General features: G+C 48.2%; 8 protein-coding genes. 7 read left to right on the top strand and 1 reads right to left on the bottom strand.

From position 1 onward, the window contains the following. Positions 1 to 203 precede the first annotated feature (203 nt). Complete coding sequence (gene sppA, locus NG833_RS09480) at positions 204 to 1,019, bottom strand: signal peptide peptidase SppA (protein WP_254565046.1); 816 nt, start codon at positions 1,017 to 1,019, stop codon at positions 204 to 206. A gap of 560 nt (positions 1,020 to 1,579) precedes the next feature. Here sppA and NG833_RS09485 point away from each other — a divergent pair. From NG833_RS09485 to NG833_RS09515, 7 genes are all read left to right on the top strand, one after another. Further along, positions 1,580 to 2,689 (top strand): DMT family transporter, encoded by a 1,110-nt coding sequence (locus tag NG833_RS09485; RefSeq protein ID WP_254565047.1) that lies wholly within the window; start codon positions 1,580 to 1,582, stop codon positions 2,687 to 2,689. A 170-nt stretch (positions 2,690 to 2,859) separates the two neighbouring features. Next, positions 2,860 to 4,050: a HEAT repeat domain-containing protein gene (locus NG833_RS09490; RefSeq protein WP_254565048.1), complete on the top strand. Its 1,191-nt coding sequence runs from the start codon at positions 2,860 to 2,862 to the stop codon at positions 4,048 to 4,050. 240 nt (positions 4,051 to 4,290) lie between these two features. Beyond that, a complete protein-coding gene (locus tag NG833_RS09495) occupies positions 4,291 to 5,217 on the top strand; it encodes an LD-carboxypeptidase (RefSeq protein WP_254565049.1) in 927 nt (308 codons plus the stop codon). Between the two features lie 408 nt (positions 5,218 to 5,625). Next, complete coding sequence (locus tag NG833_RS09500; RefSeq protein WP_254565050.1) at positions 5,626 to 6,777, top strand: DUF4347 domain-containing protein; 1,152 nt, start codon at positions 5,626 to 5,628, stop codon at positions 6,775 to 6,777. A gap of 65 nt (positions 6,778 to 6,842) precedes the next feature. Then, on the top strand, positions 6,843 to 10,835 hold the full coding sequence (locus NG833_RS09505) for a hypothetical protein (protein ID WP_254565051.1): 3,993 nt from the start codon (positions 6,843 to 6,845) through the stop codon (positions 10,833 to 10,835). Between the two features lie 927 nt (positions 10,836 to 11,762). Then, a complete protein-coding gene (hemE, locus tag NG833_RS09510; protein ID WP_254565052.1) occupies positions 11,763 to 12,827 on the top strand; it encodes a uroporphyrinogen decarboxylase in 1,065 nt (354 codons plus the stop codon). A 199-nt stretch (positions 12,828 to 13,026) separates the two neighbouring features. Next, positions 13,027 to 14,076: an NAD(P)-dependent oxidoreductase gene (locus NG833_RS09515; protein WP_254565053.1), complete on the top strand. Its 1,050-nt coding sequence runs from the start codon at positions 13,027 to 13,029 to the stop codon at positions 14,074 to 14,076. Positions 14,077 to 14,169: the final 93 nt, after the last annotated feature.

The raw sequence follows: 14,169 nt of genomic DNA on the forward strand, positions 1-14,169 counted from the left end.
GGACAACTGACAACTGACAACTGACAAAGGACTAATGACAAAGGACTAAGGGTGTTCCAACAAATAAATCATCCAAATCCCGATGGTTAAGCACCTAACAAGACTGTGTTAGCCCGCGCAGGCGGGCTTTGTCCTGTGAGCCTCCAGGCTTCAGCCTGCGGGTTTTTTGGGGATTTTATTTTTTGGAGTTCCCTAATGACCCCTTATGGTCGATACAACCAAAGAGGCTGTCCATTATGAGAAAGCTCAAATTCACACCAATCGAGCCCGGCTAAGACACCCGTCGAACCCAGGGTGCTCGCCAGTAACCGATTTAAGAGCGGTTTGCGGTCCTCCAAGGTGTAACACTCGGTTTTTTTAGGGTCAAGACCCGCGAGTTCTGCCGCCCAGATTCGGGCATCTTCCTCGGTCCCTAATCGGTCTACGACTCCTAATTCCACCGCTTGTTCTCCGGTAAAAATCCGCCCATCGGCAAAACTTTTCACCTGCTCTACACTCAGATTGCGCTCATCGGCAATGGTTTGGACGAACTGGTGATAACTGATGTCGATCATTTGTTGCAGTATTTCTTGTTCCGGTGGCGTCAGTTCCCGGTCAAAACTCAAAATGTCTTTGTAAGGTCCGGATTTAATCACTTGGAAGGAAACGCCGACTTTTTCGAGCAGTCGTTCTAAGTTATTTCCCCGGAGAATCACCCCAATGCTCCCTGTGATCGTCCCCGGATTGGCGACGATATGGGGCGCACCCATGCCAATATAAACCCCACCGGATGCGGAAATATTCCCAAAACTAGCCACGATTTTAACGGTTTGGCTCAGTCGTTTTAGGGCTTTGTAAATTTCCTGGGAGTCCCCGACGGTCCCTCCGGGACTATCAATCCGTAAGAGTAAGGCTGGAAATTTTCTCTCTTCTATGGTTTTGAGGGCGGCAAGCACAGTTTTACGGGTTGTCCCGTTAATGGCACCGTTAATTTCAATACGAGCAATTTTTTTCCGAAATTTCCGAAAAGGCCAAATCATAGTTCAGTAGCACGAAGCAAGATAAATCAGTTGAGCTGGAAAATGGGACTGTCTCAATTTTGCCTAAAAACCGAGGGGACCTCTCCCCCGGTGCCCCCCTCCCCACCTCTCCCCGGCCCTCTCCTAAGAGGAGAGGGAGAATAAAGAAATTTTTTATTGCGGGGAGGGGGGAATAAATGTCTTTCTCCCCCTTCCCTCTTAGGGAAGGGGGCTGGGGGGTTAGGTCTCTTTCCAAAATTGAGATGCTCCCGGGAAAATAAACTGCCAAAGCGATTCCGGTCAGGATAAGGATGCCTGTCTCCAGTCAGGGTTCTGTGTAGTCTTGGCACTCCTTTCTAGTTTGCCTTATCTTTGAGTTCCCCATTTAAGATTGACATTTAATCTAATTTGTGCATAAAGTCCAGCAAGACTCGTTGCCCCTTGGTACTCTAACCGGGGGTTGGTTTTGTTTCAAATTTGTAACAAAACTACATAATTTGCTACAATCCCGTTATAAAAGTAATTTTTGCGCCCAATACTGCGATCGCCTGAGCAAGAACGGTATCCAAATATAAAAACTTATGCAACTCAAATTAACCGAATCTAAATTCTCATTCACGCCCCTATTAATGATTGCGCCATTTTTCCTCTGGGGTACGGCAATGGTGGCGATGAAAGGAACCCTCACCAGTACCACACCCCTGTTTATGGCGGGGGTGCGGTTAGTTCCAGCGGGACTGTTGGTGTTGGCAGTCGCCGCGATCGCCGGACGTCCTCAACCCCGGGGATGGCAAGCATGGCTATGGATTTCCCTGTTTGCTGCTGTTGATGGGTTCCTCTTCCAAGGGTTTCTCGCGGAAGGATTAGTCAAAACTGGAGCAGGTTTGGGGTCGGTGATGATTGACTCCCAACCCCTCGCCGTGGCCCTGTTGAGTGCAGGGTTGTTTGGAGAAATCATTGGAGGCTGGGGTTTCCTGGGGTTGGGACTGGGTATTCTAGGGATTAGTCTGATTGGTTTACCCGATGCCTGGATTTGGGGCTTGTTTAACGGGTCCTTCGCGATGCCTCCCCTGCACCTCTCGGGGTTATTTCAGAGTGGGGAATGGTTAATGCTATTGGCGGCCCTGTCAATGGCAGCCGGTACCGTTATGGTAAGATTTGTCTGTCGCTATGCCGATCCCGTTGTTGCTACGGGTTGGCACATGATTATTGGGGGCTTGCCCTTGTGGATGCTCTCGGGACTCACGGAATCTGAGCAGTGGGTGCATTTAGACTGGAATGGCTGGATGGCATTGGCTTACTCTACGGTTTTTGGATCGGCGATCGCCTATGGTCTATTTTTCTACTTTGCTTCCACGGGGAACCTCACCAGTCTGAGTTCCCTAACTTTTATGACCCCAGTTTTTGCCATCCTCTTCGGGAATCTATTTTTATCAGAAACCCTCTCTGAGTTACAGTGGAGTGGTGTTATCCTCACTCTGATCAGCATCTACCTGATTAATCAGCGCGAACAACTCCCCACTGGGGCGATCGCAACTTTGAGCGCGAAACTCAGAACCTCCCGTGCATCCACTCGCTACATCCCCAGTGGCGAAACTCCCTCACCGGAACCGATCCCCGTTTTGAAAGGGTCGGAAAGTCACCCGGTTGAAATTCCCATTCAACTTCGAGTTTCAGATTCAGAAAGTTAAGCTATCCCAGGTTGACTGATTCTATCGGCATCCGGGTAGCTGAAAATTGCGATCATTCCGGTGTGCTATTAAAGGGATTGTATTCTTAGCGCATCGCGTTGGGAACAGAAAGCAAGTTAGCTTAGTGTCATGCTTTCTTTGGATCAACTGGTTGGATCTGTACCCCTATTATGATCGCCTACCATCCCGTTTTATTACTCATTACTACTTTAACCGGCTTGGGAATTTTTCCCGGTGCCGAGGGTGGGAGTTTGATCCATCAAATCCCCACCCCTGTTACCTCCCAAACTCTCTACCAGGGCGAGGTTCTACGAACTCCAGTTCCAGGAAATCTGCCCTCGCTTCGCGATCGCGCCCCAGCTCAAACTACCCCGGCCCCCACTGGGAAACTCTCCCTCAATCCGGAGTCCCCGATGAGGCCCACCCAGGAAACCCTGGAACTAGCCCAAAATGAACCCAATCCCGCCCCCCGAACTGAACGCTCTCCCAGAAATCGTTTCACCCGAAAAGACATTTTCTGGCTGTTAATTCTGAGTTTCGGGACTCTTGCCTTTGCGGGAATCTTTGCGGGGGGCTTTTATTTGCTCACCCATTCCGGTGAAACCGTTGACGATGAGGATGGGGATGGAGAGGAAATCCCCGAAGCCCCTGAAGGGTTCAAGGACCCGCCCGATCGGTTTTCAGAAACTGCCCCCAAACCCGAGTTGGAATCCCCGATTGTAGAGAAGAGGGATTCAGTTGAAAATTCCCCGGTGCCACCCCATCATGGGAATGGCTACAACGACAGGGCGATAGAACCTTCCCAAAAACTCCCTCCATCAGCAGCAATTCCCCCTCCTTCTGCTGAAGAAGGGTTAGTCCGGAGTGAACCCCCTCAGCTTGCCAAAATTGATGCGATCGAAACCTTAATCGAAGAGTTGCAAAGTCGAGTCCCGACTCAACGACGCAAAGCGATTTGGGAACTCGGGCAAAAGGGTGACTCTCGGGCAGTGCAACCCTTAGTTAATTTATTAATGGATTCCGATTCTCGGCAGCGCAGTTTAATTTTAGCATCCTTGGCAGAAATCGGAAACCGGACTCTGCAACCGATGAATCGCGCTTTGATTCTATCCCTGCAAGATAGCAATCCGGAAGTGCGTAAAAATGCGATTCGGGATTTAACCCGGATCTATGATTTAGTCTCCCAAACCAGTCAACTCCTGCGCCATGCTTCAGAAGATTCCGATCCCGAGGTCCGAGAAGCGGCACAGTGGGCTTTGTCCCAACTCAATCGCCTCCGTCCCGGTGCTAATTCTGAATCCCGTTCTTCGTTACAAAACTGGTCTCCACCTACTGAAACTTATCCAGAAGATATCCCCTAGTTGGGCTTGGATTCGGAAGGGGTGGAACTGGAAAGAATCCCTTGATTTTCCAGGAACAGTCTGAGGAATGAATTGGCGTGATGCTCAAGCCAAATGCTCGAACGGGGGCGGATTAAAAACCAGGGTATATGATATTTTTAGGGTGTAAAAGTTTGCGGATTTTCTCGTTTAGGGCAACTTGTAAATCAACCCTATTAAGGGTGATAAATTATTAATAAATAAGGGAGTAGGAAGCGCACAATGGCATCGGAAATCGCGGGTTTAAATTTGAATCGAATTGTGCCACCGGCATTAAAACCCGGGGATTTGTTGCGCGCCGTTGCCCCCAGTGGGGGTCTACGAGAGCAGTCGGCATTTCAGAAGGGGTTAGATATCTGGAGATCGCGCGGGTATCGGGTAGAACTGACTGCTGGTTATGACAACTCTTGGGGATATTTGGCGGGGACCGATCGCGATCGGCGTCAACAACTGGCGATCGCATGGCAAGATCCAGACTGTCGCGCCATTCTCTGCGTCCGAGGCGGATATGGAGGGGCCAGACTTTTAGAAGATTGGACCTGGACCCCAGAAGCAACCCCACCCAAATGGGTAATCGGATTTTCGGATATTACCAGCTTGTTATGGAGTCTGAATAAAGCAGGAGTCGTAGGAGTGCATGGTCCCCTCCTCACCACGATCGCCGCTGAACCGGATTGGACCATTTCCCGGTTATTTGATTTAGTCGAAGGCAAAGCAATCCCCCCTCTCCAAGGCAACGGATGGGGAAATGGCACCGCCACCGGATATTTACTCCCCGCCAATCTCACCGTTGCTACTCACCTGTTAGGCACTCCCGCGCAACCGTTATTAGAGGGAGCAATTTTAGCCTTTGAGGATGTAGGAGAAGCCCCCTATCGCATCGATCGGATGCTGACTCAATGGCGGATGATGGGTGCATTCAAGGGCATCAAGGGAATTGCATTAGGAAGATTTAGCCAATGTGATACCTTAGCCACAAAATCCAGTTTTACTGTTAGCGAAGTCTTGCGCGATCGCCTAGTAGATTTAGACATTCCCATTGTTTCAGATTTACCCTTCGGACATGATGGCGAAAATGCTGCCTTGCCGGTAGGAGTAAAGGTTGAGTTAAATGGGGATAAAGGGAGTTTAAGTATTTTAGCGGGTTAACATCGGTGGAGAGAGCAACAACACCAAGGAGATTGCAAAATATAAATCCTCCAAACGTTGAACTAAAAGGAAGGTATGTGTAGGGGCGCAAGCATTGCGCCCCTACATTGACGGGACTACTCCGTTGATCCGTCAATACGAACGTTTTGGAGATTTTATTTTTTGGAGTTCCCCAACCGGACTCAAAACAGCCGAGTGGTGTTGTTCAGGAAAGTTAAAAATCTCTTGAGAAAGAATTAGGTCAATCTATATTAAGCTAATAGTTAGTTCAGGCTAGTGAGACAGAGCATTTTTCAGGGTGCGGTCTTTGGCTTGGGCATGACCGAGTATTGGATATGTAGGATTTCCTACCGGGTCACAATCTGATATAGATGCGATTACCCTATTCTAATCCAAGAACCATAACCTATGCCATTTTTGCTCTCGGAATCTACCAGCCCCCTCTATCCCATCTGGGAAAACACCTCCCCCACAGAAATCCTATTTGCTGACCCCACGGTAACGGGCTATGAAACCCTCATCGCCAGTATCCCTGCCGAATTACCAGTTGTGGTGTTAGACCCCAACCGGGATGCGATCGCCCAAATTAGTGAGATTCTCTCCCACCAAAAGCAACCCCTGGCGGGTCTCCATATTCTCTCCCACGCCCAATCCGGGATGTTACACCTGGGTAAGAGTGTTTTAACCGACGAAAATCTCCCGGAAGCCGAAATCTCCCAATGGGCAAAGTCTCTCACCCCTGATGCGGATATCCTACTCTACGGGTGTAATCTCGCCGCTGACTTGGGAGGGTTTGTCACTCGCCTCGCTGCCATCACGGGGGCTGATATTGCCGCCAGTGATAACCTCACAGGTAGCGCCGCTTTGGGGGGAGACTGGGAACTGGAAGCGCATACAGGTCCGATAGAAGTGCAAATTCCCTTGGATGCGGAGGCGATCGGCGCTTACCAGGGTATCCTCGCCCCCACCGACCTTTTCATCTCTGAATATGTCGAAGGCAGCAGCAACAACAAAGCTCTAGAATTCTACAACGGCACTGGAAGCGCGATCGACCTAGCTGCCGGTGGCTATTCTGTGGAAATGTATTTTAACGGGAATACCACGGCTGCACTAACTATAAATCTTACCGGCACTGTCGCTCACGGTAGCACCTTTGTCCTCGCCCATAGCGCCGCCAGCTTTGCCGGAATTGCCAATCAAACCAATGGCAACGGCTGGTTTAACGGCAATGATGCCATAGTCCTGCGGAAAAACGGCATAATTCTGGACGCGATCGGACAAATTGGTGTTGACCCTGGTACAGCCTGGACGGGGGGAGGGGCGAGCACCTTAAATAGAACCCTGCGCCGGAAAAGCGCCATCACCACTGGAGATACCAACCCTAGCAATAGCTTCAACCCTAGCCTAGAGTGGATTGGATTTCCTGAAGATACTTTTAGCGGATTAGGTGCTCATAATGCAGCCCCCCAATCACCCTCTCTAGTGGCAATCTTAACTATATCGAGAACCAGGGTTTTACCCTTCTTGACCCCAGCGCCACTGCCACAGATCCTAATTTAACGAACTTCAGTAACGGCACTCTCAGGATTAACTTTACCTCGGGTGCGACGACCGATGATATTTTGATGATTAGAAACGAAGGCAGCAGTGCAGGGCAAATTGGTGCGGGCATTGATTCTCCAGGACTTAACCTCATCGCTTACAGTGGCGTACCCTTTGCCACCTTCACCGGCGGGACTCAAGGGAACCCTCTGACTATTAATGTAGGCACGGATTTTGCTACGGATGCCGCAATTACTGCCTTGATGCGGAATATTATTTATGGCAATATTTCTGACAATCCAATACCGGGCGATCGCACTGTCCAATTTCAACTCACTGATGCCCAGGATCTAGTCAGTAGTCCCGCAACTAAAACCATCAATTTCACCACCGAGAACGATGCCCCCATTATAGCAGTTCCCGGTGCATATTTTAACCTTTATGATGGCACAAATACCCCAAATACTCAAGGGTTTGAGTACCGCACCTTACCCTATCTTCCTCTCGCCACCGTCCAAAACGGGGCCAATCTGAACACCAGCGGAACTGCTGTGGATTACGCGGGTTATATTGCCAAACCTGACTGGATCCCCCTGCTAGACCGAAATACTGGCTACACCATCAACTTTACATCTCAAATTCTGACGGAAAACCATAATACTCTTAGCGCCGACAAAAATGGTGATGCCCTTCTTGATCGCGCCGGTTTTAGCCTAATTGCCATCAGCAGCGATGGACAAAAAGGCATAGAAATTGGGTTTTGGGACGATAAAATTTGGGTCCAAGAAGAAGGTGATGCCGAACCTCCCCCCAACACGAATACTCTCTTCACCCACACACTTAACCCAGCCGAAACTGTCGGTTTTGACACCCAAACCAATCCAGTTAACTATCAGTTAGAGGTGTTGGGAGACACTTACCAACTCTTCGCCAATGGCAACCCGGTAATCAGTGGCCAACTGCGGGACTACACTAACGCTAGTCTCCCAAGTTTTCTCCCGGAAAATCCTTACACTACACCTAATTTTATCTTTTTTGGGGACAATACTCCCAGTGCCAGCGCTAACTTTAATCTATCGGCAGTTTCTGTAACAACCGGCAGTAGTTTACCGCCTTTATCCGGGGATGAAGATACGCCATTGGTGATTCCTGGTATTAGCGTCGCCGATGCAGATGCAGGAACTAATCCCATCACCGTCACTCTAACCGTTAATCATGGCACCCTCACGGTCAATTCAGCAGTAACTGGGGGTTTAGCAGCGGAAAATATCACCGCTAATGGCTCAAATAACGTGACCCTCACCGGAACAATCAGCCAAATTAATCAGGTTCTAGCCGATGCAGCGGGTCTGATTTATCAGGGTTTACCTAATTTTAATGGCACTGATACTCTCACCGTTGTTGCCAATGATGGCGGCAACAGCGGTACTGGAGGTCCGCTTACTGATACGAAAACCGTTAATATTACTGTAAATCCGGTTAATGATGCGCCAGTTTTGACCCTGCCGACTAACCCAGTAGTTAATCAAAGCGTAAATTTAGCGATTCCAGGAATTAACATCGCTGATGTGGATGCCGGGACTCAACTCCTGCAAGTGAATTTATCTGCTCACAATGGTTTCCTTACTTTAAATAATTTCCTCAATCTGACCTTTGTCAACGGTGATGGAAGTGATGATCGGGCAATGAGTTTTAGCGGAACTTTAGCCGAGATTAACAGTGCTTTGAGTACCCTAAATTATCAAAGTAGTGCAAATTACTCCGGGACGGATACGATTAATATTACGGTGAATGATTTGGGCAATACGGGTACAGGCGGACCCCTAGAAGTTGCGGGGAATATCCCCATAACTGTCAACCCGAAAGGGGTACTCACCCTGAACGAACATTCCGTCAGTCAAATCTTAGACCAGTTTCCTCCTGCCTCTACTTCCGTCTCTGATGACACAGTTTGGTATCGGTTCCGTCTGAGTGCGGTTAATCAACCAATTATCACTAATACGCTGACTTTTGCGGTGACTGCCACTGGTATTGAAAATACCAATATTAGCAATTTGCAGCTCATTGCCGATGTTAATCATAATGGCATTTATGATCCGGGAGACTTGCTGGTTGGAACGATGGAAATGCCGCTAGATATTACCGAGGGGATTCGGGTGAGTTCGTTTACGGTGCCAGTAGGAGATCACAATTATTTGCTCATCGGAGGGTTGAACGGACTACAAGAAGGGTCTACTCTCTCTGTTGGTCTGAACAGTAGCAATATTGTAGCGGCCAATGGTAACTCTATCGCTATTTCTGCTAATGGTACGGTGAGTATGGTAGAACATATCGTGGAGGCGATCGATACAGAAGAAATTCCTCCCGGAGATAATTCAGAAGAAATTCCTCCAGAAGATAATTCAGAAGAAATTCCCCCAGAAGATAATTCAGGAAATATCCCACCTGGAGATAATTCGGGAAATATCCCACCAGAAGATAATTCAGAAGAGATTCCCCCAGAAGATAATTCAGGAAATATCCCACCTGGAGATAATTCGGGAAATATCCCACCAGAAGATAATTCAGAAGAGATTCCCCCAGAAGATAATTCAGGAAATATCCCACTAGAAGATAATTCGGAAAATATCCCACCAGAAGATAATTCAGAAGAGATTCCCCCAGAAGATAATTCAGGAAATATCCCACTAGAAGATAATTCGGGGAATATCCCACCCGGAGATAATTCGGGGAATATTCCACCCGGAGATAATTCAGAAGAGATTCCACCGGAAGATAATTTAGGAAATATCCCACCTGGAGATAATTCAGAAGAGATTCCACCGGAAGATAATTTAGGAAATATCCCACCTGGAGATAATTCAGGGATGATTCCCCCTGTCATGGTTGGTGGAGGTGAAAGTAACGGATTAGTGCCTTTGGAAACTGAGGAAATTGGGGAAGATGGGAAACCTTGCTGTGAGATGACTCTTCCCGAGTCACCTAACTTTTTGACAGTGGGAGGGTATAACCCAACGGAGACGATCGCGATTGGCAGCGAGGATGGGGATCTGTTAATCGGGGGTTATGGCAATGATGCACTGGTTGGTAGCGGTGGCGATGATCAATTGTATGGCGAAGATGGGGATGATCATCTGTATGGAGGGGATGGCAATGATATGCTGCGCGGGGGGAGAGGAAGCGAAGCAGAAAATACCCCGGGAGATGCCGATCGCCTAGAGGGTGGCACAGGCAATGACGAACTCCACGGCAATCAAGGGAAAGATACTATCTTTGCCGGTCAAGGAGATGATACCGTCTATGGTGGCAAGGATGAGGATTTAATCTGGGGCGATCGCGGCAGTGATATCCTTTACGGAAACAAAGGCAGTGATACCCTCTTTGGCGATACCTGGACTGAATCTGCATTGTCAAGGGATGCTGGAGATATCCTCTATGGCAATGAAGGGGATGACTACCTCACTGGCAATGACGGGGATAATACTATCTACGGTGGACAGGGTAATGATATCGTCTGGGGAGGCGCAGATCACGATCTAATTTATGGCGATCGCGGGAGTGATACCCTGATCGGCGATGCAGGCAATGATACCATCTATGGCGGTCCCTCCGACCCTTCCCTGGCAGATCAAGATGGAGACGACTACATCAGTGGTGGATTGGGAAATGACTTCCTCAACGGCAACCAGGGTGATGATATCATCTGTGGCGCAGACGGAGACGATACCCTCCACGGTGGAAAGGGGAATGATTTTCTAGGGGGAGGTAGCGGCAACGATCTCCTAATTGGCGATCGGGGTGATGATATCCTCTGTGGCGGGGATGGAGATGACACCCTAATTGGGGGTAGTGGCAGCGATCGCTTTATAGTTGGGAATGGACAAGGGACGAAGGCGATCGCCGACTTTGAATCCGGCATTGATCAACTGATATTAGCCCGTCATATAACCTGGGGTCAACTCTCTATCCAGTCCCAAGGAGGAGTCACCACCATCAGCAGTGGCGGTAAAGTGCTTGCCATCGTCCAAGGAGTCACCCACCTCAGCGCCGAAGATTTTGGACTAACTGGAGTGTAGCGCGTCGGTAGAGGAGGCGATCGCAGGGACATGAAACCCGGTTTTTACAGCTAATCGGCGATCGCCTGGGATTGCGATCGGGCTAAATACTCTCGATTATTGTAAATGAGATTCTTTAGCCCCCAAATTTTTTAGTCTTCTGACCAAGAATATCCTCTTCCCCTTGCTCCCCGACCAACCCATTCTCGCGGCTCAGGGGTTGCTTTTACATAAAAAATGATGCAATCTTCGTAGCGTTCGTAACTTTCAATGATTCATTGTTTATAAGAAGGAAGGCTTTTCTGGTTATGAAGGGCTAAATATTCGGCGCTACTGGCAGATTGTTCAGATATTTTTTTCCAATACCCACTTTTAAATCGACCTCTTCCTAATTCTTGAATATGCAGACCGTCTTTACAAATTAGATGAATTCCTAAAAGTTTTCGCGGCATTTTTATAGGAGTCCTGATTTAAGTGATTATTCTATTATTATAAAACCCTTTAAAGCTCTTGTCAAGAGATAAAATCCAAAAGTAAGACTGTGGCGTTCTCTATTTATTAAAGCCCCAAATTTTTCTATTGTTTTGAAGAATTTACCCCACTTTTTGGCGAGGTTAGAACCTGTGTTAATTGGATAAAACTTAACCTTTAAATCCCGAGAATTATTGATAAATATCCTTGCTTTCAGGTAAGGGCTAAAGGAGATTGATTGTCTTCTCTCTCTTTTACACCCGTGGCCCGACTGTCGGAACAGGTGCCTCAAATCTATTAAACGCCCAAATATTACAAAATATTAATTTTCCATTCATAAATCACAAAAGGTGATATGTCAACTCGCGCCCCTTCAAAAAGCCCCTATCTGGAAGTCCCTGCAAAAAAACAAAAATAATTGACGCGCAATGGTAAGCTGAACAATGGCATTTAAGTAAAATTTAAGGTGAAGTTTAAATGGCTGGTTCTAGCCCAGTTCCTTATCTACTAAGAGCAGCGCGTGGGGAAAAATTAGATCGTCCCCCCGTTTGGATGATGCGCCAAGCGGGGCGCTATATGAAGGTTTATCGAGATCTGCGCGATAAATACCCCTCGTTTCGGGAACGTTCGGAAAATCCGGAGATTGCGATCGAAATCTCTCTGCAACCCTGGCGGGCGTTTCAACCGGATGGGGTGATTCTGTTCTCGGATATCCTGACTCCCTTGCCGGGAATTGGCATTCCTTTCGACATTATCGAAAGTCGGGGCCCGATTATTGACCCACCGATTCGGACTCAGGAACAGATTGATAAACTGTATCCCCTGGAACCCGAGGAGACGATGCCGTTTATTCGTCCGATTCTGGAGACGTTACGCAAGGAAGTGGGGACGGCATCCACGGTGTTGGGGTTTGTGGGTGCGCCCTGGACTCTGGCAGCTTATGCGATCGAAGGTAAGTCTTCTAAGGACTATACCGTGATTAAGGGCATGGCTTTTAGAGAACCGGCGATGTTGCATTCGTTTTTGGCAAAAATTGCGGATGCGATCGCCCGTTATGCCTGCTACCAAATCGATTGCGGTGCTCAGGTGGTGCAAATGTTTGACTCCTGGGCGGGTCAACTGAGTCCCCAAGATTACGAAACCTTTGCTATGCCCTATCAAAAACGGGTGGTGGAACAGGTGAAGGCAGCACATCCGGAAACTCCGATGATTCTGTACATTAATGGCAGTTCGGGGATTCTGGAACGGATGGCGATGTCCGGCGTCGATATCGTGAGCGTAGATTGGACCGTCGATATGGCTGAGGCGCGCAAGCGACTAGGTGCAAATATGGGTGTCCAAGGGAATATCGACCCCTGTGCCTTATTTGGATCCCAGGATTTCATCCGCGATCGCATCCTCGATACGATTCGCAAAGCTGGAAACCAAGGTCACATCTTAAACCTGGGTCATGGTGTTTTACAAGGCACTCCCGAGGAAAATGTGGCGTTCTTCTTTGAAACAGCAAAGCAGGCAGATAAATTATTAGCGGTTCACAGCTAGTCACCGTTACTGCGATCTCTAACAGTAGGGTGGGCAATGCCCACCCTACTGCTACTGCGATCTACTTTTTCAAACGAGGTGAAGTCAAACCCCCCCCTAGGGACTATCTTTTTTGACAAAAAATGGTCTAAACTCTAAAATCTAAAATCTACGTTCGACAATCTGACGCTCCCACACCACCCTAGCCGCCATACCTCCCGTGTATTCAAATTACTATCGACCGAAAAAGCGTATTTTCATAACCGGCGCGAGTGGCTGTATTGGTCACTACCTGACCGAGGCTTTAATTCAAGAAACGGACCATGAACTGTTTTTGTTGGTCAGAAACCCGGAGAAACTCCGAGTTGACTTAGAGGCTCGTCCGGGTATTTCCATCGTGCAGGCGGATATGCGCCAGATTGATAAGTATGGGGATCTTCTCAAAACAATGGATACGGCGATTTTAGTCGCCACTGCCTGGGGAGGCGCACAGGAAGTTTTTGATGTGAATGTCCTCAAAACCCTGCGACTGTTAGAGCTTTTAGACCCCGAGGTTTGTGAACAGGCCATCTATTTTTCTACCGCCAGTATTCTGGATAGAAATAACGAATTACTCAAAGAATCGGGACAAATGGGAACGGAATATATCCGGTCTAAATTTGACTGTTTGCGTCGGTTCACTCGCTTACCGATCGCCTCCCGGATTACCACCTTATATCCAACCCTAGTCTTTGGGGGAGATGAGAACAAACCTTACTCCCACGTGGCAGCAGGAATGCCAGAAATTCTCAAACGAATTAATCTAATTCGCTTCTTTAAAGCCGAAGGCAGCTTTCATTTCATCCATGCTCGCGATATTGCCAAAGTCGTCGTTCATCTGGTAGACAATCCTCCCGAACCCGCTGGACCTTTTGTATTAGGAAATCCAGCAGTCACCGTTAACCGCGCTATAGAAGAAATCTGCGCCACTCTGAATAAAAATATTATCTTCCGCATTCCCCTAACTGGGTTCCTCATCGATTTATTTATCAAAATTTTTCGGGTTCAGATGTCATCTTGGGACCGATTTTGTTTGACTTATCGCCATTTTACCTATAAGGACCCGGTGACTCCCGCTACCTTTGGCATGACGACGGAATATGCCACCCTGCAAGATTTGGTCAAGACTTACAACACCGTGAAGTTGCAAAGGATTGAAGAAATCGCGCAATTACCCGAGGACCTCTCTCCTCTCGATCAAGGAAATTCTGATGAGAGTCCCCGTTATTAAGGGGATTGCAAAATATAAATCCTCCAAACGTTCAACTGAAAGAAAGGTATCTGTAGGGGCGCAATGCTTGCGCCCCTGGGGCGCAAGCATTGC

It is taken from the genome of Oscillatoria sp. HE19RPO (assembly GCF_024220515.1).
GTDB lineage: Bacteria > Cyanobacteriota > Cyanobacteriia > Cyanobacteriales > Laspinemataceae > Laspinema.

Coding starts and splice junctions, on each gene's coding strand:
- NG833_RS09485 (WP_254565047.1), top strand. CDS start 1,580: ATGCAACTCAAATTAACCGAATCTAAATTCTCATTCACGCCCCTATTA.
- NG833_RS09495 (WP_254565049.1), top strand. CDS start 4,291: ATGGCATCGGAAATCGCGGGTTTAAATTTGAATCGAATTGTGCCACCG.
- NG833_RS09490 (WP_254565048.1), top strand. CDS start 2,860: ATGATCGCCTACCATCCCGTTTTATTACTCATTACTACTTTAACCGGC.
- sppA (WP_254565046.1), bottom strand. CDS start 1,019: ATGATTTGGCCTTTTCGGAAATTTCGGAAAAAAATTGCTCGTATTGAA.
- NG833_RS09505 (WP_254565051.1), top strand. CDS start 6,843: ATGATTAGAAACGAAGGCAGCAGTGCAGGGCAAATTGGTGCGGGCATT.
- hemE (WP_254565052.1), top strand. CDS start 11,763: ATGGCTGGTTCTAGCCCAGTTCCTTATCTACTAAGAGCAGCGCGTGGG.
- NG833_RS09500 (WP_254565050.1), top strand. CDS start 5,626: ATGCCATTTTTGCTCTCGGAATCTACCAGCCCCCTCTATCCCATCTGG.